Origin of the sequence: Streptomyces sp. NBC_00669, from assembly GCF_036226785.1 — a bacterium.
Classification (GTDB): Bacteria; Actinomycetota; Actinomycetes; order Streptomycetales; family Streptomycetaceae; genus Actinacidiphila.
Genome location: NZ_CP109018.1, coordinates 5,850,638 through 5,869,946, shown reverse-complemented (window position 1 = coordinate 5,869,946; position 19,309 = coordinate 5,850,638). Strand labels below are relative to the sequence as shown.

The following is a 19,309-nucleotide window of genomic DNA, read 5'->3' as shown; positions in this document are numbered from 1 at the left end:
CGCTGGGCATCGACGTCACACGGGGGTGGCGAGTACATCGAGCATGCTCCGTACGTTCGACGTGGGCACCTGCGCGCCGACCGCGGCCAGCGCCTGGGCCCAGTGTTCCGGATCATGGGTCGACAGCAGCACAGTGGAGATGCCGGGGCACGAGGCCACCGCAGCCAGGCACGCCACCGGAATACTGGCACCCGGCATGATCAGGTCGGTCAACTCCCGCGTGGCCAGGCTCGGCAGTTCCCCGCCGTGCAGCGGCGCGGACGCATGGACCTCCCAGCCCAGCCAGGCCGCCTGGAGGATCGGGCCGCGCCCCTCCAACGCGTCGAGAAAGGCGCCAGCGCTGACCAGGCTGACGGGCATCTGGATCACCCGAAGGTGGTGGTCGCCGCTACCTGCCGCCTCGCGGGCGAGCTTGTCCAGGCCGGCGATGGTGACCGCTCCGCGGTCGAACCCGTCCCACGTGGCAACGCCGTAGTACTGGACGTGGCCGAGCGCGACCGTCTCCTCCAGCGCCACGAACGCCGCCCGCAGGTCTTCCTGCAGATCAGCCGGCCGCACGGTCCGCTCCGGGTTGTGCAGGAACACGGTGTCGATTCGCCCGCGGCCGAGGTCGTCGCGGCTCCGCTCCACCTGCCACCGCACGTAGTCAGCGGCAATGCTGTGATAGGCGGCCGCCTCACGGTCGTCGATCACTCCAGCCCGAATCGCGGACCGCAGCCTGGTCGGCTCGATGAAGCCGACCTTCGTCCCGACACGGAGAATGGGATGGTCCGCGAGTGCCGGTGCGAGCAACCGGTGAGCGCGGCCGTGGCAGTAGTTCGGGGCGGTGTCGATCCACGCCGCCGGCGATCCGGCCACGAGGCGAGCCGCAGCCGTCATGTGCTCGCCGGCAATCCGGTACGTCCCCAGCCCCAGCGCGGCGGTCACAGTTCGACTCCAACCGACTGGATGGTGACGCACCTCGCGGCAACCAGCTCCGAAACAAGCTCGGCTGCCGCGGCAACCGGGATGCTGGCAGCGTCGGCGAGATCCCCCAGGCGCCGCCAGCCCCCGGTGACGAGGAGTTCCAGCAGGGGACGGACGGTCGGCGCGAAGTCGGTCTCGGACCCGGCGGCGGTCAGCCGCACGAAGTGCTGCCCTCCCTCGTCCACGCCGGTGATCCGAGCACGGCCGGTGGTCAACCGCACCTGAACCGACGGGTCTTGGGGGACGCTCGTGATGTACGGCAGGGAGGGGCGCAGCCGCCCTACATCCTGGGCATCGCGGGTGGCTGCGTACCAGTCCAAGGTGCTGGGGTCGGCCAGCGCGGTGGCGACCTGTCGGCCGAGGCGGCTCAGGAAGAAGCGCTGCTCTTCGACAGGAGCGTGCAGCGGCAAGTCGCTGCGGACCAGCTCGCTGCTGCGGAGCATCTCCGACAGGAACGCAAGGAGGCCCGCGCCGGTGTGCGGGGTCAGACCGCACGTCAGGTGCAGGCTCGGGGTGCCCTGGTCGGCGGTGACAGCGTGCCACCAGCCACGCGGCAGATACAGCACATCACCCGGGTTGAGCACCAGCTCGGCCAACGGATCCTCCGGCGGCTCTTCCGGGGCAGCGACGTCGCGGTACATAGGTTTGTGCCGCGTCGGACCGTACAGCTTCCACGTCTTGGAGCCCGAGACCTGGACCACGATGACGTCGTGGTCGTCCCAGTGCGTCCCGAACCCCTCGGTCTTCGTCCACGAGGCGTAGGCGTTGACCTGGACACCAGTCCGCAACCAGCCCTCCAGGCCGGCTGCCAGATCACCGATCGGGCCGTGGAGTTCGTCGATCGCATCGATGACCAGGCTTGCGCCTTCGGCCAGCCGCTGGTGCAACTCGTCCGGGTGAACGCGGTGCCACACCGTGTGCCGGCGCGTATCGACCGGCTCGGCGTACTGGTACTGCGGCAATGCCTCACCGTCCACGGACAACCGCAGGCGCGGCGGCTCCAGCCGGGCCCGGCCGATGAGGTCGTTGAGGGTGTCGAAGGACAGCAGTGCTCCGGGAGCCTTGATCACGCCGGGGACATGACGGTATTCGCGGGTGTACGCCTGGGCCAGGAACTCGTCCTGGCCCAGGCGCTCCGCGATGATCTCGTGGGTCATCGCAGGGTCACCCTGTCCTAGTCGTTGCCGTCGGAACGGCCGGTGGAACCGCCGTCGGACGGCGCGGTGCCGCGGGCACGAGCGGCAGCGATCTGGCGGCGTGCCAGGACCAGTCCGCCGCCCGGCGCTTCACTCGGAGTGGTGCTCTCTTGGATCTCCAGCATGGCTGTACCTCCGCGAAAGGGTTAAGACCGTTGTCGGCCCTCCCCCATCACAGCGGGTCATGCACGCCGCGTGGAAGCAGCAGACAGTTGCCTCCGGTTGCCTCCGGTTGCTCCCGTTGCCCCGGTTGCTCCGGTTGCTCCGCCCCTCCCCACAAGACCGAATCTCAGCCACACTGAGGGGAGTTCGGACAGTGGGAGACCGATATGCCCGATGACCGCCACCCGTTGGCCCGGCTCTTAGCGCTGCGTGGATGGACAGCGCAGTCTTACCTGCGGCGGGTGCAGGCGGAGTACGTACGCCGGGGGTACGGAAGGGACTTTGCCACCCGCAAGGAGAAGGTCAGCCGGTGGACGCGAGCCGAGCGGCCGCAGGTCCCCAGCGAGCTCACCCAGCTCGCCATGGCCGCGGTCGTGGGAATCCCCGCACACGACGTGGTGACCCGCGGGTGGCCGCAGTGGCTCCTGCTGGCGCTTCCGGGCGACCACGCGGCGTGGACCGCGCCCTGGACGACCGACGGCGCCGTGGCCGCCCTCGATGACGGAGGACCTGTGGATCGTCGCCGTATGCTCATCGCCTCGACCAGCACAGTCGGCGCGATCATCGCCCAGTGGGCCACCGCCTTGCCCGCACCAGCCCAAGACACCGGCAGAGGCCGGATCGGCACCACAACCGTCGACCACATCGACACCCGACTCGCCGCGCTGCGCCTGCTGGACGACGACCTCGGTGCCGACCACGTCTACGACATCGCACGAGCCGAGATCGGCCTGATCCGCCGGCTGATCACCGAGCGGTCATACAGCCTGGACACGCACCGCCGCCTGTGGTCCGCCGCCGCCGAAGCCTCACGGCTGGCCGGTTGGTGCGCCTACGACAGCGGGAACACCGCGGCGGCCGAGCAGCACTTCGTCACATCCGCCCGGGCCGCCGCCGAAGCCGGAGACACCTCGGTCGGCGCCGTCGCCGCAGCGTTCTGGGCGAACGCCCGGTACGGTGCCGCGCAGCCCGACCCCGGCAGCGCGGTCGACCTCACGACCAAGGCCCTCGCCCACGGCCGCGTGCAGTCCCCCCGCGTGGTCGCGCTTCTGAAGATCCGCCAGGCCCGCGCGCACTCCATCGCCGGGAACGCCACGGCGGCGTACGCGGCGATCGACGACGCGCTGTCCGCGTACCAGGCCGGCGACCTCACCGTCGACGAGGACGTGCCGCAGGTGTACTGGATCACCGTGGGGGAGATCCTCCAGTCCGCAGGCTCCGCCGCCCAGTCCCTCGGCGACCCCGGCCGCGCCCTGGCGTACTACGAAGCCGCCGCGGAAGCCGCCGATCCCCCCTACAACACAGTCCACGAGCCGCGCGGAGCCGCGATCTACCAAGCCCGCCGCGCGGAGGCGTATCTCGACCTCGGCGATGTCGACGGCGCGGTCGAGACCGCCCGGCACGCGGTCGAGCTGATGGGCGGCGTCAGCTCGGCGCGCGCGTCCAGCACGCTTGCCGGCCTGCACTCGGTCCTGGCACGCCACCGCCGACTGCCTCTGGTCGCGGACTTCCTGGAAGAGACGGGCTGATCAGGAAGCGCCGGCGGCGCCCTTGCCCTTGACGGGCGGAACACCCGCCGCTCTCCCCAGCTTGCCGACGTGATTCCGGTCGTACGGGGTGTGCTCGGCGATCACGCCGGGGCGAGCGCTGCGCTCACGCAGATGCCGAACGATCGCCTCGTGCAGAGACCCGCGGGACTTCTCGACCTTCTCCTCCGCGGAGGTCAATGCCTTGGTCAGGCGATCGAGTTCGGCCAGGGCCTCGGCAGCGATCGCGGGGTCGTAGACCGGCGGCGGACCGGCGGCGCCCTTGCCCTTGACGGGCGGAACACCCGCCGCTCTCCCCAGCGCGCCGACGTGATTCCGGTCGTACGGGGTGTGCTCGGCGATCACGCCGGGGCGAGCGCTGCGCTCACGCAGATGCCGGACGATCGCCTCGTGCAGAGGCCCGCGGGCTTTCTCGACTCGGTCCTGTGCGGTGTTGAAGGCTCTGGTCAGGCGGTCGAGTTCGGCCAGGGCCTGGGCAGTGGGGTCAGTGGTCGCCATCGCGCCAGTGTGACATATCGGTTTGCAATCAGACACCACGGCGACACGACCGCAACCCAGCCCCACATTGAAACTTGACTATGCAATCTCGTATTGCAAACATGAGTTGCAGATTGGGCGTAGCGCCCAACCCCGTCGAACGGAGACCCATGCCCGAGCACTTCATCGTCGACGCCCAGACGCGCCTCGCATCCCCCGGCTACCACGAGGACCGCCTCACCATCCGGCGCGCCGGCGACGCGTCCACGCTCCAGTACGTCGCGCTCCCGCACGACGCCCACCACAGCCTGAGCGCCGCACTCGGCGCACTCGGCTGGCAGCTCGTCACCGAACTGGAGTACTTCGCCCGCTCCAACGTGGAGCGGGCCCGAGTCGAACCGGTCGCACCCGAGACCACCCCCGAAGCCGACGCCATCCGCTCAGCGATTGTCCGCGAGGCCACCGCCCGACTCGTCGCCGACCGCCACGGCGTCCACTTCCACCCGGTACTCCCGGCCGACAGCCCATACCCGATCGGCTGGACCTACCGGACCGCACACGCGCCGTCGTGCCAGTACTCCTGGGTGACGGGACAAGGGCACGCCGCCGCCCGCCCCGGCTACACCACGCGCGAGGAAGCCGAACACGCGCTGCGCGAGAGCGCGCAGAACACGTCCGAGGCCCGCGCGCCCCACGGAGCAGTCGAGGCATTCTCAGCCGCCGAGCTCGGCACGCTGTCCGCCACCCTGCGCCAGACCGACCCGTCCTCCGCCCTCCCCCTGACCGACGACCACGCCCTCGAACTCCTCTCCTGCCACTGGGCGGGAGTGCAGGAGGTGCAGCCGGCGCGGGCGGCCGATCGGCTCCTCGGCTGGACTTTCCGGATCGACACCGGCTCCTCGGCTCAATACGGATGGATCACCTCCCGGGGCACGCGCGCCCGGGCGCTGGAGGACCAGCGGAGTGCGGCCAGTGCCACGCTCGCGTACGCCGTGCGCGACGAGGACCTCGCCGCCGGACGCCCCGTCGACGCCGACGCGGACACGGCTGCGATCGCGGCCACAGAGTCGATCAAGGACGCGCCCACGCCGCAGTGGCGCACGCTCAAGGGGCTGGCCACACCGTTCCTGCTGTGGGGCAGGGAGGACGGGGACCGGTTCCGCCCGGCACGGGACCGCAAGCAGGTGTCGGGCACGCCGGTGACGGTCGTTCGGACGTGGATGAGCGGCTCGATCCGGTACGGCGAGGACGAGAGCGGCCGCGAGATCCACCTGTGGGGGGCTGCCGCGAAGCACTGGGCGGCACCGAGCTCCTGAGTCGCATTTCCACAGGTCACAACCCCGCCTCACGCAACGCGAGGCGGGGTTTCGTACCGTCCGCGCCGGGGACCCCGTTCGGCCATTCGAGCCCATTCGACACGCACTTTCTCTTTGCAACTCGACATTGCAATGTGAGGATGCAATATTGGTCATGTCGAAACGGGCACCAGCCCGGACCAACCGGAGGGACGGACGCCATGAACACCACCACCCACACCGCGAAGGCCGCCGCGAAGCCCGTCATCGGCCACTGCCTCCGGTGCCGCCGGGCGCTCACCAACCCGTCCCCCGACGGCTACGGCCCCAAGTGCCGCACCATGATCCGCCGCGCCGCCCGCGCCGAGGTCGTCGCCCAGTACAAGCCCCACCAGATCGAGAAGGCGCAGGAGCTGATCGAGCAAGGCGGCCTGATCCCGCTCCGCGCGAACCGAGTCTTCCTCGCCGCCTCCTCCGACGGCTCGACCGCCTACCGCACCCACCGCGCCGCCTGCACCTGCCCCGCCGGAATCCGGGGCCTCCACCCCTGCAAGCACCGCATCGCCGCCCACCTGCTCTCGATCGCCGCCTGACCCTCCCCACCCCGGCCGGGCGCACCACCAGCGCCCGGCCCCGCCCCCCACGAACGGAGCAGCCATGATCGACCTCCCGCGCGCCGCCGACCTCGCCATCGGCGACGTCGTCGAACTGGCCGGCCGCCCGGAAACCATCGCGCACGTCGAGCTGGCGGCCAGCTGCGACGGTCGCGGCGCTTCGGTGCCGCTGGTCCACCTCTACGTGGAGAGCGAGCCCAGGAACGACCCGTTCGTCCTGCACCCCGACGACGCAGTCCGCCTGCTCAACCGCCCCTGATACTCCCGCGCGGCGCGCCGTCTGCCACCGACGGCGCCGCCCGCACCCAACGGCCGGGCCAGCACGCCACGACACACCCCTTATTGCAACTTGATATTGCAATGCGAGATTGCAACTATGGGGGTGTCGGGAGGTCGCCACGCCCCACCGGGCGACCACCCACCCCACCCCCACATCGAACGGAGACCACCGTGCGCACCTACGCCACCGCCCAGCTCATCGGCACCCGCAGCACCCAGTGCGACGCCACCGCCGTCTACACCACCCCCACTGGCGCCCGTGCGTACGCCCTCCTCGACGGCATCGGCAGCGACAAAAGCATTCGCGAGTGGACCCGCACCGCCGCTCGGCGCCTGGCCCGAACCGCCGCCCGCTGCGGCAACGCCGAAACCGGCCTCCGCCGCGTCTACGACCACTACGCCGCCGACCCGGAGCGCCAGGACGAATACATGCGCCAATACATGCCCTCCGCGGCCGCCGTCGTCGCAGTGACCGCGCCCGGCCAGCCGCTCACCCTGGCCTGGAGCGGCGACTCCCGCGCCTACCTCCTGGACCGCGGTATCGCCGCACGACTCACCGACGACCACAACCTCCGTCGGATCTTCCCCCCGACCGCAACCAACCCGCACAGCGGCAACCGCAACGTCATCACGTCGTACCTCGGCAACACCTTCACCGACGAGGAGGCCACGAACCACTACAACCACCCCGCGATCGAGACCAAAACGGTGCGGATCAAGCGGCCCGTCCGGCTTCTCCTCGCCTCCGACGGCGCCTACGAACCGCACGAGGACGCCAGGCACGACCTGTACGCCGAACTCGACCTGGACTCACCGGCCGAGGCCGCCCGCGACTTCGTCCGCCTGGCCGTCGACACCTCCCTCGACCTGGACGGCCGAGCCGACAACGCCACCGTTCTCCTCGCCGACCTCCACTGACCGCAGCCGCCCCGGGTGGCCGGAACACCATCACCGGCCCCGGGGCGGCGCCACCCTCCCCCCACCCCGCCCGTTGAACAACACCCCACCTCCCAAGAGGAGTTCCGATGCCCAACCGCCTCGCCGCCGTCGCCGCACTCGCCCTGGCCGCCGCGCTCGCCTCCTGCACTCCGACCACCACACCGGCCACGACCACCACCACGACCGCCCAGCACGCCGAAGGACCCGCCGCCGACACCACCACCGGAGCTGGCACCCCCCTCTCCGACGCCATCAACAGCATCCCCACCGCCGCCGAACACCGCACCGGCTACACCCGCGACGCATTCCATCTCTGGATCGACGCCGACCACAACGGGTGCAACACCCGCCAGGAAGTCCTCATCGCCCAAGCCGTCACTGCCCCCACCGTCGGCCCCCGCTGCTCCCTCACCGGCGGCAGCTGGCGCTCCTACTACGACGACACCACCGTCACCAGCGCGCACCAGCTCGACATCGACCACGTCGTGCCGCTCGCCGAAGCCTGGGACTCCGGGGCCTGGACGTGGACCGCCGACCGCCGCGAGCGGTACGCCAACGACCTCGCCGGCGGCCGATCCCTCATCGCCGTCACTGCCCACGCGAACCGCTCCAAGGGCGACGACGACCCCGCCGAGTGGATGCCGCCGGCCGCCGACGCGCAGTGCACCTACGCCGCCGACTGGGTCCGCATGAAGCTCCGCTGGAACCTCACCGCCGACACCGCCGAGAAGACCGCGCTCGCCCGGATCGCCGCGTCCTGCTCGACCACCACGGTCGCCTACACGCCCGCAAGCTGACCAACGCCCCCAACACGGCAGCGCCCCGCCCGGACAACTGGCGGACGGGGCGCTGCTTCGTGCACGCGTCACCCGCGCTGGCGACCCTCCCGCGCTCGGATCCGCGCGACCTCCACCCGCATCTTCGCCAAGATCCCCACCACGAGCACCACCGCCGACGCGAGCAGCACCCACACGAACGCCGTCGTTCCCGCCATCATTGACCACCTCCACCAAGATCAACGACGACGCGACCGGCCGGCCACGACCCCGGTCACCCCGTCACGCCGACGGCGTGCGATCCACCTCGGAGACCCGCACCGACGCGATATCGGCAATGGTCCCGTTCTCGATCTCCGCAGACAGGGGAGCGGTGTCGCCGGTCTTGGTCTTCCCGACGCCGAGCTGGTCGGCCGTGACCCCCGTCGCGCCGAGGTGATCACCGTCCGAGTCGAGGAACTCCAGCTGAGCAAAGTAGTCCGCCGCGGTGGACCCGTGGTTGGTGATCACGTAGTGCACGACGTACGCGCTCGGCCCCCACACCGGATCATCCGCCGTACCGGCCTTCACGATCCGCACGTCGCCCTTCCCGGCCGCAGCCGTCGACTCCCGGGGCGACGCCGGCACCGGAGCAGCAGTCGACGCCTGCGACGCCGTCCGACCCGCCTTAGCGTCCGACGACCCACCGGACGAACACCCGGTCAACGCGACCATCCCGGCAGCAGCCACCACGAGAGCAGCACGGGTACAGCTAAGCAACGAGTCCTCCAGATGCAGATATGAGCAACAGGACGACAGACCGTACGGCAACTCCCCCACCCGCAAAGCCACTTCACAAGCACTGCGCCCCCTCCCACGCCGGGGGCGCACAACCACCAACCACCGCACTACCACCACTAATCGCACAAAAAGCACAACAGGGCCCTGGCAACCACTACGCTGACGCCCGTGCGATACACCTACCGCTGCGACAACTGCCGCGCCTCCGCACCCGCCCGCCGGGACCGCCGCGAGTCCACCGGCGACCGCGCCGACCACCGACGCCGCGCACACCACGGCCTCGCACCAGCCGACCGCATCATGCCCATCCCCGGCCCCCTCGCCCAGCTCGCCCGCAACGCACGAGCCTCCTACGCCACCCAGCGCCCCGCCGGCACCCGACCCGGGCCACGCCAGATGACCCCCGCCGAACGCGTCGCCACGCTCCTCCTCCCCGTGCTGCTTCTCGTGCTGGGCATCCTCGCCCTGCACTGAACCCGCGACAGGCAGAGGCCCCGCCCGCGGCACCTTCGCCGACCTCGCGGCCGCCGGCCAGCGCCGCCACCCCACCAAGGCCCGCGCCACCTCGGCCGCCAACGCCCGAGCCGAGCGCCTCGCCACCATCGGCTTCTTCGTCGTGCTGGTCGTCTGCCTACTCGTCATCACCAAGTAGCCGCACCGCGCGCCCGCTGATCAGGTCGGGTCTGACTTCGGCACCGATCTCCACCAATTGAGAATTGCGCTTTGGGCGATGTGGGCGAAAGTCCAAAGGTGCATCGGCAAATCCTGCGGCGACCATCCCGCTGAGCCGGTGAGGTGAACCGTATCGCCGGGCTGCTCAGCCCATGCACCGTTGTCGAATCTTTCGGGTATTCCCGCCACCAGCATCGGAGGGAACGGGTGCCCTTCGTGCAGGAGCTTGGACCGGTGATCGTAGATCTTTTTCAACCTCGGCCCCAAGTTGTCGAAATCAACCTGGAACTCGACTGGTGGTCGCGGGTCATAGGCCCCTGGGGCGAAGCGCGTCGTGAACTCAGTGAACCGGGCGCCGGCGCCCAGCAGATTGTCGAACTCGCTCAGGACCTTGGGAGGGATCTCCCCATCGGCACCTTGTACGGCGTCAGCGGTGTGCGGGAACTGCTTTCGTATGAGATCAGGCAGCAGATTCGCCTCCGCCTGTACGTGCACAGCGACGCCTTCAAGGGCGGTCACGAGACGTAGCCACGCCAACTGCGGATCGCTGTCGACGACCCACAAGGCTTCGGCGTACTGGATCGCGGCACGGACCAACACGAACGCCTCGGTGGCCGAAACACGGGGAACCTCTTGGACCAATTTCCACGCCAGGGCGAAGGGTGTCTCGATCCCGCGGATGAAGTGGATCTGCACCAGGTGATCCGGTACGGCAGGCAGCACCGGCACGAGGTGGTTATGCCACTCAGGCGACCCCGCCGGATCTCCGCCAGCCGTGAACCGCCGGGTGATGCTCCCCGACCGCATACGGATGCCCATCCCCAGGCTCAGGAGCGCGGCCACCTCTTCATCGACGGCTTCACCCAGCCACCACTGCGCGGACTTCTGCATCACCGCGAGGAACTGCCGCTCACCGCCTTCGGTGAATGCCTCGCTCGCCCCAGGGTCGTCCACCGGGCTGGCCGGCCAAGCACGCAACACCAGCCGGGCGCCGAAGCCAAGGCCAGCGTCCGGCCCCGTGCTCCAAACCGTCAACGGACCTGCAGCGTGGGGTTCTCCGGGAGCAAGCAGCGGAACCGAGTCGCTGTAGAGGACGAACTCGAAGCCGTCGGCCTCCGCGTCAGGCTGCCGGAACAACTGCCACACCTGGGGCGCCTGGTACGGCGACGCCTCCTGCCGCCGTCTTCTGCGAGAACCCATCGGCTTACCCCCTCCGCGCGCGACGCTGCACATCCTTCCGCAGACGGCCCCGCCCGTCAGTCCGTCTTTGGCTCCTCGGCCTGCCGGTCGAAGTAGGGCACGATCACGACCTGCGGCACCCCGTAGCGGGTGACCACGACCGGCTGTTGCGTCTCCGCGATCTGGTCGAAGCACGCCTGCGGGTCCATCTTGAAGTCGCTCGTGTGCATCACACGGGCCGGAGCCTCGCCGAGCCGGTGGTGCGGCCACTGCACGCCTGCGTCGTTGTGGCGAGGCAGCTCCCGGATGATCGCCTGGGACTCGACGCGGAGCGCCTCCTCACGGGTGTCGAACCACTCGATCTCGCGCGTTGACACGCGCGGCCACCACGGCTTGTCGCGGGCGTGCTGCCGGAATCGCGCCTTCGGGTCGTTCGTGACCCCGACGTACAGCAGCTGGGCGTCCTCGTCGTGCAGTCGGTATAGGGCCGTTCGTTCGGATTTCCGCTCGGCGTCAGCCGGTCGGCGCGTCTCCACCACCGGGATCGTGCTGCTCATCGCTGGTTGCCTCCTGGGCCTGTCGCTTCAGGTCGGTCCGTTGGCCGGGGTGGAGCTCACGCCCTTCGTAGTAAGCACGTACAGCATTCAGGTCCCACACCTCCCGCGTGCTTCCCGTCAAGCGCTCCGACTGGGGGAAGTTGGGGTCTTTCACCCGCAGGGCGTGGAGCCATTGCCGTGTGACTCCTAGCGCACTGGCGAGCCCGGACATGTTCAACAGCTCTCGCCCTCCTTCCTCCCTCGACGGCTCGTTCCGCTCCGGCATGACACACCATCCTGCCTTACCTAATTGACACTGTAAAGTAGGTGACTTACAGTGCTCACATCAGCACAAAGCCCCGGCTTCGTGGTTGCACGCGAAGTCGGGGCTGCTGAGAACGACGCCGCCCGGTGGTTGCACACCGGGCGGCGCCTCAACCCCGGCATTCGTGGTTGCACACGAGGCCGGGTCAGCCAGTCACCTGCTACAGACAGGAGCCTGACCATGAAGCATCTTTCCACCTCGACGTCGCCGCAGTCCGGCGACTCCTCGCGTCGGACCGTGGCGATCGGCTCGGTCCTGCCGACGAGGAACGGTCGGCGGGTCGTCACGACGGTTACCGCGGCCGGTGCGTCCGGCCGTGTGATCACGAGCGGTGGTGCTCGATGAGTGCCGCGCCGCACGACCCGAAGACGTGCCGGTCGTGCTCGCAGCTGCGGCACCCGTCGCACGCCAGCGTCCGCGCGGGCCTCGTTGCCCATCCGCTGCCCGTGCAGAAGACGGGTGGCCGCTGATGTGGGGCGATGACGCCAACGACCGGGTGATCCCGATCATCCCGGGACCTCGTGCCGACTCCGACACGCCGAAGTGCTGCGGGCGTCCGATGCAGCGTGAAGGCGACCAGTTCGTTTGCTCGAAGTGCCGCGGCTTCTACCAGCCGGGGAGGTCCGCGTGAGCGCCCAGAACGAGCAGGACAAGGCCAAGGACGCGTACCGCGCTGGGGCTTCGCAGCGCACCGACGCGGCGCGGCCGGCGTCGGGCGCGGCTGCCGGAGCAGCGGAGTCCGCGCAGACGGATCGGAGGCGCAGCTGATGTTCCGTACCCGGCTCCGCGTCCAGCGGGTGCTGCTCGCCGCGACGACCCGCATGGCGCAGTGGCAGTGCAGCCAGTGCTCCGCCTGGTTCGAGTCCGACACGCCGTCGCAGACGTGCCCCGGCTGTTCCTGACCATCCCCTGACCGGCCGGGCCCGCACCCCTCCCGCGGGCCCGGCCACCTTCGGCCGCGCCACGGCGTGATGCCGCCGGATCGACTCCGGCCTCGGCCGCTCCCCAACCCACACCCCACTCCGTCGTCGGAGGACTTCGACATGACCGGATTCCCGGACACCCCGGCTCCTCAGCCCCAGATCCCCGGTGTCCGTTACCGCACCGAGCAGCGGGAACGCCGTGTGCCCATCACGGTGGGCGGCGAGACCCGGATGGTGCCCGAGACGTACACCGTCACGGTGCCCGTCCCGCCGAGGGACTGGGACCGTGCCGTGCTCCGGGGCGTCACCGCTGCGGCCTGCGTCGGCACGGGCCTGTCCGTCGCCTGGACCACGACCGGGATCGGCGCGCTCCTGGCCGCCACGGTGCCCGCCCCCGTCGCCTACGGAGTCGCCTCGATCTTCGACACCACCTGGTTGGCGTGCCTCGGCCTGGAGTGGCTGGAGCGCCACGACCCGGAGCGCGCGACCGCCGCCCGGGTCGGCGGGTGGATCGCTCTCACGATCGCCGTCACCGCGGTGGTCGTGCACGGCTACGTCACCGGGGCGATCTGGGCCGGCGGGGTCGGCGCTGCGGTGTCCGTGCTCGCCAAGGGCTTGTGGGTGATCGTGCTGCGCTACTACGCGGTTCCGCTCGGGCCGCGTATCGGCGGCTGGGTCATCGAGCGGCGCCGGGAGGTGGCCGCGGAGCGCGTGCTGGCGGCTGAGCTGCGGCGGGCGGACGGTCAAGAAGCGTACGCGGCCGCAGTGTACGGCCCTAGTGCTGCGCAGGCCCGCGCGGCAGTCTTCACTGCCAAGGCGGAGCTGCCCGACCCGGCCGAGCGGCCTCGGCCGGCTCCGGCCAACCCGTCGGCGCCCGCCCCCGCCGAGGCGTCGGTGCCCGACCCGGCCGACCCCGAACCCCCCGATGCCGCTGCCGCTGCCCAGGTGCACTCGCTGGACACCGACCAGCCGTCGATCGCGTCGACGATCCGCGACTGCCGCAGCCGAGGGATCACCGACCTCGCCGACATCGTCGACCGATGCCGTGACGTGCACGGCGACCGCCCGACGCTCGCGGCCACCGTCGCGCGCACCCTCCGGCGCGAGGAGAGGAGGACCGCGTCATGACCGCCGGTCTCTACGCACTGGTGGCGATCGGCGTCCTCGGCGCTGGCCTCACCTTCGCGAGCATCGCCCGCCGCATCCCCCTGTTCGTGATGTTCCTCGCGGGAATGACCGCGGGCGTAATCCTCCGGGAGCTCCTGTGATGCTCGCCCTCGTCCTGGTCGCCGCCGCCATCGCGGCATGGCTCTACCACCGCCGCACCACCCGGCCCGGCCCTGGCGCTTCGGCTGCCGCCCGCGCGCGGCAGCTCCGCACCCCGACCGTACGAATCGCGACTGCGCTCGGCATCCCCACCCAGCGCGGCCGCGAAGCCGACCGTTCCGAGGCCGGCGCCGTGGGCGAACAGCGAACCGCTGCTCGCCTGGCCCCCCTCGCCCGCGAGGGCTGGATCATCCTCCACGACCGTGCACTCCCGCACGGCCGAGCGAACGTCGACCACCTGGTGGTCTCGCCCACCGGCATCGTGATCATGCCGGACTCGAAACTGTGGACGTCGCGGTACCAGCTGCGCCTGGTGAACGGCCGCCTCCTGCACGGCACCTGGGACGTGACGCGCCGTCTGGACAGCGCCCGGTACGAAGCAGCCGCAGTGTCAGACGCGCTCGGCGTGCCCGTCATCCCGCTCATCTCCATGGACGGCCCGCCGATCCCGGCCGGCGAGCTGGTCGTCGACGGGCTCCTCATCGTCCCCGCCGACCGGCTGTGCGTGGTGCTCCGTGACCTCAACCGCACCCGCGGCCACCGGAGGGGCGCTGATCCTGCTGCGCTCGCTGACCGTGCGGAGCACCTGCTGCCGCCGTACACCCGCAGGCACCGGTGAAGCCCGTTGGCGCAGACGAACTGCGCCTTCGCTTCCTGCTGCGCCGTCGAGGCGTGGCTCCGGTCGGGGAGCAGGCCAGCACCCCCGACCCGAACGACACGGCTCCTGAACCTGCGGACACCGCAACGGACACCGAGGACACCCCGTCTCCGGACACCACGAATGCGGAAGACACCTCCGAGCGCGATGTCCGCAAGGCCAGCCCGCGTGACGACGGCACCATTCGCGGCGCCGCGCACCTCGCGGACTGGCGGAAAGGGCCGAGTCCCGAGTTCCCCGTCCCCGCGCCCAAAAGTCGGCCGGCCGATCAAGCTCCGGACACCCCGGACACCCCGGACACCCCGGACACCGAGGACACCGAGGACAAGGGCAGTGCGGACACCGCTCCGGACACCGAGGACGCTGCGGACAAGGACACCGCCACTTCTTCCGTCGGCGTCACGGAGCGGATGCGGCGAACCTTCTTCTCGCCCCCGTCGACGGCCGCTCCGGGCACCGAGGCCGAGCCTGCCGACGACGACCCCAAGGACACGGCGGACACCAACCCGGACAGCGCGGACACCGCGGGCACCGGGATCACCGCGGGGTTCACCGCCCTGCTCCCGAACCCGCGGCTGCGGTGGCTGGCATTCAACGGCTCTGCCGCCGCCGCGGGCTACCTCTTCCACCTCGTGCAGCGCTTCCAGCACACCCTGCCCGCCGGCCCACTCGGCCCCGGATCGACCAACGACATCGCCATCGTCCTCGCCGCCACGGGCGCCATCCTCGCGCTGAGCACCACCCGCAGCACCCGCATGTCCCTCGCCGGCCGGGTTGTGCTCGCCTTCGGCGCCGTCCTCCTCGGCTGCGCCATCGCCCCCACCACCACCGCTCACCTCGACCACCTCGGCACCCGGATCGGACTCGGCACCCACGACCTGACGCTCCTCACCACCCTCGCCGGGACCGGCGGGGTCCTGTGGTGGGCGATCGACCGCCGCACCCGGACCTGGTGGGTGGGAGTCCGCTGGGCAGCCCGCATCCCCCTCGCCTCCGTCGCCCTTGCCATGGCCCTCTACGCCCCCGGAGCCCCCCGATGAACCACACCCTCCTCACCACCGCCGCCGCGGTCAGCAAAGACGCCGGCTTCGGCCCGCACATGGCAGGCGCGATCACTCTGTCCGGCATCGCCCTCGCCACCAGCATCGTCATGCTGGCCGGCCTCCGCGGCAACCGCCGCGTCAAGTTCCTCCACAACAGCGAAACCGCCGCCGCCTGGGCCCTGTTCACCGGCACGTCCTGGATGGCCGCAGGCGGCTCGTGGGCCAACGCCGCCACCGGCATCGCCAGCCTCCCCACGAGCATCCTCGGCACCGGCGGCGGCAACTACGGCGCGGGCGGTATCGCGCTCGCCATCACCCTCATCTCGCTCGTGTTCGAGTGGAAGAAACGGATCATCCCGACCATCCTCGGGATCTCAGCAGCCGTCACCTACGCGTCCGCAGGCGGCATCTGGGGAACCCTCGTCAACGCGCTCCGCACCATGATCGCGCGAGTCACCGGTGCGGCCTGATGGACATCCGCGCCCTACGCGACCAGGTCCTCACCCCGCTGCACGGCGCCGCCGCCGTACGGAAGGACATCGCCACCGGGACCCGGATCATGCTGAGCGCCGCCACTCCCGCCGTGCGAGCAGCTGCTGACGCGTCCCGACGCGCAACGGCCCCGCCACCGAAGAACACCAAGAGCACCACAACCGACGAGCCGACCGACACCAAGAGCAAGGGCACCACGACCGCCCGCGCCGAGCACATCGGGATCGCCATCGTCACCGCCGCCATCGCCCTCGCGGTACTCGCAACGGCCGCCGCTCCCCTGGCACACCGCGCCACCCCCCGCAGCGTCGCCGGCATCCTCGGCTGGGCGACCCTCGCGTGGACCGTCACCGCGTGGACCGTCGCCCGCCGCCACGACTGGGCAGCCCTCGCACGCCCCGCCTGGCCACGCAACAAAAAGGCGCACGAGACCGAAGAGACCTCCTCCGAGGAAGCCCCCGAGCCACCCCTCGGCGACGCCCCCGAACCGGCCTCCGAGGCAACCCCGGAGGACCTCATCGAGCGCGACCGCCAGGCGCTGCTCGCACTGCTGGAAAAGGTCACCCGCAGGCGCAACGGAGTGCACCTGGACGAGCTGTTCCTGCACACCTCCCGACACCCCCTGTTCGCCACCGTCCCCCGGCCCCAGATCGGGGCCCTGGTGCGGGCGCTCGGGGTGCCCCTCCCACGCTCCATCACGGTGAACGGAATCAGCGGCCGTACGGGGGTCCGCCGGGCCGACGTCCTGGCCTGCCTCCCCACCACGGCCGAGGCCCCGCCAGAACCGGCCTCTCTCCCACTCTCTGACCCATCTGACCTGCACAAATCTCTGACCACTCTCGGCCACTCTCGGCCCGACTCTCGGCCGACCGAGAGCGACTGAACGGCGCACGCGACGCCCACAAGCCCCCGGAGCGGCCGACAGCGGCCAAGCACTCGACCGCCCCGGGCTCCCCATCCCACACACGAGACAGGACCGCCCAGCATGCCACTGCCCCCCATGCCCATCCGCGACGACCGGCCCGTCGACCAGCACTCCCGCGAGTACGACCCCAAGACCGGCGGATGGACCCGCCCCGTCACCCCGACAACCCCGCCGGCCTCCAAGCGCTGAACCCCACCACCTATCTGCCGTCACGCTCGGGCCGCCCTGAAGAACGGGGCGGCCCGAGCCCTTCGTGCAGGGGTCGAAGGCCGCGCTCGACGTCGGCGTCTCCGAGCGCTTGGCCGAGCAGCAAGGCACGCTCCCGGCCCGTACCGATCCGACCGGCCGTCATATCCCCGCGGCCACGCCCCTCCAAGTGGCCCACTACATCTCGAACGGAACCCAAGACCTAGTGGGCCAATCGCTTACCCTGAGCAACACGTCATCACAGGGAGGCACGAAATGACCGGCGCGGCCATCTATCTACGTACCGCCGACATCCCCCTGGACGACCTCGCGGAGTATCCGGGAAACGCCAAACGAGGTGACGTCGACGCGATCCGCGCCAGCCTTCGCCGAAACGGCCAATACCGATCGCTCGTGGTCCGCGACGCTGACGGCGCCCTGGTCATCCTCGCCGGACACCACACCCGCGACGCTCTAGCCGCTGAGGGGCACACCACCGCGCGGTGCGAAGTGATCACATGCGACGACGACACCGCCCGCACCATCAACCTCGCGGACAACCACATCCCCGAACTCGGCGGGTTCGACGACGACGCACTGGCCGCGCTCCTCGCCGCAGCCCAAGACGCCAACGACCTTGACGGCACCGGCTACGACAACGGCGACCTTGACGAACTGCTACGCGTGACCGGCCAGCTCGCGGACGAGACCAACGACTTCCTTGCCCCGTTCATCGCTGCCACCCCCGCGGGCGAGCCTGCCTCGCCGGCGACGCCGCCTCCCGTGTCCAACCCGTTCCCTGCTCCCGGCGCGCCCCAGACCCGGCCTGCCGCCGCAGCAGCGGACACCGAGGACACCGGCCCGGACAGCTCCGGACACCCGGACACGGACACCGCGGCGGACCCGGCGGACAACGCGGACACCGGCACGGACACGTCCGGCCCGCCCCCGAACCCCGTCCACACCGGCCCCGACCCGTACCAGGGCCCCGGCGCCCCGGCCCCGGCCGGCGAGCCCCCCGCGCTACCCGACGCTCCCCAGCTCGTGCCCGTGCAGTGGGTCGTGACGGTCGACCAGCGCACCGCGATCCGCGCCGCCCTCAAGCGCGCCCAACGCACCCATGACCTCGACAACGCCTCGGCCGCCCTCGCCACCATCGCCAGCCACTACCTCGACACCGTTGTCGAGCCCGCCGCATGACCGCCCCCACGCTCACCGCCGCCCGTGGGCTGGGCCGCAAGCAGAACCTCGCCGACCCCGCGGCCTGGCTCGCCGCCCGCGCCCGCGCCGCCGAGCTGTGGCCGGCCGCCGCCCTCGACGACCTGGTCGACCGCACCGTCACCGCGATCCGCGACACCACCCGCGGCAAGCGCGCCGCGTACGGGTGGTCCGGCGGCAAGGACTCCATCGCGCTGGGGTGGCTGTGCGAGCAGGCCGGCATCACCGACTGCGTGCTGGCGATCTCCGACCTCGAGTTCCCCGAGTTCCTGACCTGGGTCACCGACCACATGCCCGACGGCCTGACCGTCATCAACACCGGCCCCGATCTGGCGTGGCTCCGCAACCACCCCGGCATGCTCTTCCCCCAAGGCCCCAAGGGCCCGCGCTGGTTCACCCTGGTCAACCACAAAGGCCAGCGCCAGTACTACGACACCAACCGCCTGGACGTGCTCCTGCTCGGCCGCCGCCACGCCGACGGCAACTACACCGGCCCCCGCGGACAGACCCTCTACACCAACCGCCACGGCACCACCCGCTACAGCCCCCTGGCCCGCTGGTCCCACGAAGCGGTGTTCGCGCTGATCGACCGCGAGCAGCTGCCGATGCCGCCCTGCTACGACTGGCCGCGCGGCTACCAGGTCGGCACCGGCTCGTGGCCGGCCCGCCAATGGACCACCTCGATCGACCACGGCTTCGACGAAGTGTGGACGATCGACCCCGACGTCATCCGTGCCGCCGCCCCCGAGCTGCCCGCCGCCGCGGACTGGCTCGCCCGCACCGGCAGGAGCTGAG

General features: G+C 70.8%; 25 protein-coding genes. 18 read left to right on the top strand and 7 right to left on the bottom strand.

Going from position 1 to position 19,309, the window contains the following annotated elements; all coding sequences use genetic code 11:
* Positions 1-15 precede the first annotated feature (15 nt).
* From OG896_RS24755 to OG896_RS24745, 3 genes are read right to left on the bottom strand one after another with little or no spacing between them, the layout of a single operon-like run.
* Positions 16-927, bottom strand: a complete 912-nt coding sequence (locus OG896_RS24755) for an aldo/keto reductase (protein WP_329368818.1) — start codon at positions 925-927, stop codon at positions 16-18.
* The gene (locus OG896_RS24750; protein WP_329368816.1) at positions 924-2,123 is read right to left on the bottom strand and encodes a JmjC domain-containing protein; all 1,200 of its coding nucleotides are present in this window, start codon (positions 2,121-2,123) and stop codon (positions 924-926) included. Before OG896_RS24750 ends, OG896_RS24755 begins: the two co-directional genes overlap by 4 nt.
* A 17-nt stretch (positions 2,124-2,140) precedes the next feature.
* Entirely contained in the window at positions 2,141-2,287 is a 147-nt protein-coding gene (locus OG896_RS24745; protein WP_329368814.1) for a hypothetical protein, read from the bottom strand.
* 279 nt (positions 2,288-2,566) lie between these two features.
* On the opposite strand from OG896_RS24745, the gene OG896_RS24740 reads away from it, so the two are divergent.
* The gene (locus OG896_RS24740) at positions 2,567-3,853 is read left to right on the top strand and encodes a transcriptional regulator (protein ID WP_329368812.1); all 1,287 of its coding nucleotides are present in this window, start codon (positions 2,567-2,569) and stop codon (positions 3,851-3,853) included.
* Here OG896_RS24740 and OG896_RS24735 read toward each other — a convergent pair whose 3' ends face one another.
* Entirely contained in the window at positions 3,854-4,369 is a 516-nt protein-coding gene (locus OG896_RS24735) for a hypothetical protein (protein WP_329368811.1), read from the bottom strand.
* A gap of 149 nt (positions 4,370-4,518) precedes the next feature.
* On the opposite strand from OG896_RS24735, the gene OG896_RS24730 reads away from it, so the two are divergent.
* From OG896_RS24730 to OG896_RS24710, 5 genes are all read left to right on the top strand, one after another.
* A complete protein-coding gene (locus OG896_RS24730; protein WP_329368810.1) occupies positions 4,519-5,664 on the top strand; it encodes a hypothetical protein in 1,146 nt (381 codons plus the stop codon).
* Positions 5,665-5,864: 200 nt separating this feature from the next.
* The gene (locus OG896_RS24725) at positions 5,865-6,236 is read left to right on the top strand and encodes a hypothetical protein (protein WP_329368808.1); all 372 of its coding nucleotides are present in this window, start codon (positions 5,865-5,867) and stop codon (positions 6,234-6,236) included.
* 64 nt (positions 6,237-6,300) lie between these two features.
* Entirely contained in the window at positions 6,301-6,516 is a 216-nt protein-coding gene (locus OG896_RS24720) for a hypothetical protein (protein ID WP_329368806.1), read from the top strand.
* Between the two features lie 191 nt (positions 6,517-6,707).
* Positions 6,708-7,454, top strand: coding sequence for a PP2C family protein-serine/threonine phosphatase (locus OG896_RS24715; protein ID WP_329368804.1), 747 nt, complete (start codon positions 6,708-6,710; stop codon positions 7,452-7,454).
* Between the two features lie 107 nt (positions 7,455-7,561).
* Complete coding sequence (locus OG896_RS24710) at positions 7,562-8,272, top strand: HNH endonuclease family protein (protein WP_329368803.1); 711 nt, start codon at positions 7,562-7,564, stop codon at positions 8,270-8,272.
* Positions 8,273-8,533: 261 nt separating this feature from the next.
* Here the strand turns inward: OG896_RS24710 and OG896_RS24705 are convergent, their stop codons facing one another.
* Positions 8,534-8,821: a hypothetical protein gene (locus OG896_RS24705; protein WP_329368800.1), complete on the bottom strand. Its 288-nt coding sequence runs from the start codon at positions 8,819-8,821 to the stop codon at positions 8,534-8,536.
* 378 nt (positions 8,822-9,199) lie between these two features.
* Between OG896_RS24705 and OG896_RS24700 the strand changes: the two genes are divergently transcribed.
* Positions 9,200-9,505, top strand: a complete 306-nt coding sequence (locus OG896_RS24700) for a hypothetical protein (RefSeq protein WP_329368798.1) — start codon at positions 9,200-9,202, stop codon at positions 9,503-9,505.
* Between the two features lie 198 nt (positions 9,506-9,703).
* On the opposite strand, the gene OG896_RS24695 is transcribed toward OG896_RS24700, so the two are convergent.
* Together OG896_RS24695 and OG896_RS24690 are read right to left on the bottom strand one after the other, a co-directional pair.
* Positions 9,704-10,849 carry a hypothetical protein gene (locus OG896_RS24695; protein WP_329368796.1) on the bottom strand — a complete coding sequence of 382 codons (1,146 nt, stop codon included), beginning with the start codon at positions 10,847-10,849 and terminating at the stop codon, positions 9,704-9,706.
* Between the two features lie 110 nt (positions 10,850-10,959).
* Positions 10,960-11,439, bottom strand: coding sequence for a GIY-YIG nuclease family protein (locus OG896_RS24690; protein ID WP_329368794.1), 480 nt, complete (start codon positions 11,437-11,439; stop codon positions 10,960-10,962).
* A gap of 931 nt (positions 11,440-12,370) precedes the next feature.
* On the opposite strand from OG896_RS24690, the gene OG896_RS24685 reads away from it, so the two are divergent.
* From OG896_RS24685 to OG896_RS24635, 11 genes are all read left to right on the top strand, one after another.
* The gene (locus OG896_RS24685) at positions 12,371-12,511 is read left to right on the top strand and encodes a hypothetical protein (protein WP_329368792.1); all 141 of its coding nucleotides are present in this window, start codon (positions 12,371-12,373) and stop codon (positions 12,509-12,511) included.
* Entirely contained in the window at positions 12,511-12,645 is a 135-nt protein-coding gene (locus tag OG896_RS24680; protein ID WP_329368790.1) for a hypothetical protein, read from the top strand. Before OG896_RS24685 ends, OG896_RS24680 begins: the two co-directional genes overlap by 1 nt.
* Before the next feature lie 141 nt (positions 12,646-12,786).
* Complete coding sequence (locus OG896_RS24675) at positions 12,787-13,794, top strand: protein transporter Sec31 (protein WP_329368787.1); 1,008 nt, start codon at positions 12,787-12,789, stop codon at positions 13,792-13,794.
* Positions 13,791-13,934, top strand: a complete 144-nt coding sequence (locus OG896_RS24670) for a hypothetical protein (protein WP_329368785.1) — start codon at positions 13,791-13,793, stop codon at positions 13,932-13,934. The genes OG896_RS24675 and OG896_RS24670 overlap by 4 nt, the downstream gene beginning before the upstream one ends.
* Positions 13,934-14,611: a nuclease-related domain-containing protein gene (locus tag OG896_RS24665; RefSeq protein ID WP_329368784.1), complete on the top strand. Its 678-nt coding sequence runs from the start codon at positions 13,934-13,936 to the stop codon at positions 14,609-14,611. The genes OG896_RS24670 and OG896_RS24665 overlap by 1 nt, the downstream gene beginning before the upstream one ends.
* A gap of 53 nt (positions 14,612-14,664) precedes the next feature.
* Complete coding sequence (locus tag OG896_RS24660; RefSeq protein WP_329368782.1) at positions 14,665-15,690, top strand: hypothetical protein; 1,026 nt, start codon at positions 14,665-14,667, stop codon at positions 15,688-15,690.
* The gene (locus OG896_RS24655) at positions 15,687-16,163 is read left to right on the top strand and encodes a hypothetical protein (RefSeq protein ID WP_329368780.1); all 477 of its coding nucleotides are present in this window, start codon (positions 15,687-15,689) and stop codon (positions 16,161-16,163) included. The genes OG896_RS24660 and OG896_RS24655 overlap by 4 nt, the downstream gene beginning before the upstream one ends.
* Positions 16,163-17,068, top strand: coding sequence for a hypothetical protein (locus OG896_RS24650; RefSeq protein WP_329368778.1), 906 nt, complete (start codon positions 16,163-16,165; stop codon positions 17,066-17,068). Before OG896_RS24655 ends, OG896_RS24650 begins: the two co-directional genes overlap by 1 nt.
* 102 nt (positions 17,069-17,170) lie before the next feature.
* Positions 17,171-17,299, top strand: coding sequence for a hypothetical protein (locus OG896_RS24645; protein ID WP_329368776.1), 129 nt, complete (start codon positions 17,171-17,173; stop codon positions 17,297-17,299).
* Positions 17,300-17,572: 273 nt separating this feature from the next.
* On the top strand, positions 17,573-18,496 hold the full coding sequence (locus tag OG896_RS24640) for a ParB/RepB/Spo0J family partition protein (protein WP_329368774.1): 924 nt from the start codon (positions 17,573-17,575) through the stop codon (positions 18,494-18,496).
* Positions 18,493-19,308: a phosphoadenosine phosphosulfate reductase domain-containing protein gene (locus tag OG896_RS24635; RefSeq protein WP_329368773.1), complete on the top strand. Its 816-nt coding sequence runs from the start codon at positions 18,493-18,495 to the stop codon at positions 19,306-19,308. The genes OG896_RS24640 and OG896_RS24635 overlap by 4 nt, the downstream gene beginning before the upstream one ends.
* Position 19,309: the final 1 nt, after the last annotated feature.

What these genes read in the sequence shown, in the direction of transcription:
- OG896_RS24730 (WP_329368810.1), top strand. Translation starts at nt 4,519, where the DNA reads ATGCCCGAGCACTTCATCGTCGACGCCCAGACGCGCCTCGCATCCCCC.
- OG896_RS24735 (WP_329368811.1), bottom strand. Translation starts at nt 4,369, where the DNA reads ATGGCGACCACTGACCCCACTGCCCAGGCCCTGGCCGAACTCGACCGC.
- OG896_RS24645 (WP_329368776.1), top strand. Translation starts at nt 17,171, where the DNA reads ATGCCACTGCCCCCCATGCCCATCCGCGACGACCGGCCCGTCGACCAG.
- OG896_RS24680 (WP_329368790.1), top strand. Translation starts at nt 12,511, where the DNA reads ATGTTCCGTACCCGGCTCCGCGTCCAGCGGGTGCTGCTCGCCGCGACG.
- OG896_RS24635 (WP_329368773.1), top strand. Translation starts at nt 18,493, where the DNA reads ATGACCGCCCCCACGCTCACCGCCGCCCGTGGGCTGGGCCGCAAGCAG.
- OG896_RS24690 (WP_329368794.1), bottom strand. Translation starts at nt 11,439, where the DNA reads ATGAGCAGCACGATCCCGGTGGTGGAGACGCGCCGACCGGCTGACGCC.
- OG896_RS24650 (WP_329368778.1), top strand. Translation starts at nt 16,163, where the DNA reads ATGGACATCCGCGCCCTACGCGACCAGGTCCTCACCCCGCTGCACGGC.
- OG896_RS24750 (WP_329368816.1), bottom strand. Translation starts at nt 2,123, where the DNA reads ATGACCCACGAGATCATCGCGGAGCGCCTGGGCCAGGACGAGTTCCTG.
- OG896_RS24640 (WP_329368774.1), top strand. Translation starts at nt 17,573, where the DNA reads ATGACCGGCGCGGCCATCTATCTACGTACCGCCGACATCCCCCTGGAC.
- OG896_RS24665 (WP_329368784.1), top strand. Translation starts at nt 13,934, where the DNA reads ATGCTCGCCCTCGTCCTGGTCGCCGCCGCCATCGCGGCATGGCTCTAC.
- OG896_RS24720 (WP_329368806.1), top strand. Translation starts at nt 6,301, where the DNA reads ATGATCGACCTCCCGCGCGCCGCCGACCTCGCCATCGGCGACGTCGTC.
- OG896_RS24670 (WP_329368785.1), top strand. Translation starts at nt 13,791, where the DNA reads ATGACCGCCGGTCTCTACGCACTGGTGGCGATCGGCGTCCTCGGCGCT.
- OG896_RS24655 (WP_329368780.1), top strand. Translation starts at nt 15,687, where the DNA reads ATGAACCACACCCTCCTCACCACCGCCGCCGCGGTCAGCAAAGACGCC.
- OG896_RS24675 (WP_329368787.1), top strand. Translation starts at nt 12,787, where the DNA reads ATGACCGGATTCCCGGACACCCCGGCTCCTCAGCCCCAGATCCCCGGT.
- OG896_RS24710 (WP_329368803.1), top strand. Translation starts at nt 7,562, where the DNA reads ATGCCCAACCGCCTCGCCGCCGTCGCCGCACTCGCCCTGGCCGCCGCG.
- OG896_RS24745 (WP_329368814.1), bottom strand. Translation starts at nt 2,287, where the DNA reads ATGCTGGAGATCCAAGAGAGCACCACTCCGAGTGAAGCGCCGGGCGGC.
- OG896_RS24725 (WP_329368808.1), top strand. Translation starts at nt 5,865, where the DNA reads ATGAACACCACCACCCACACCGCGAAGGCCGCCGCGAAGCCCGTCATC.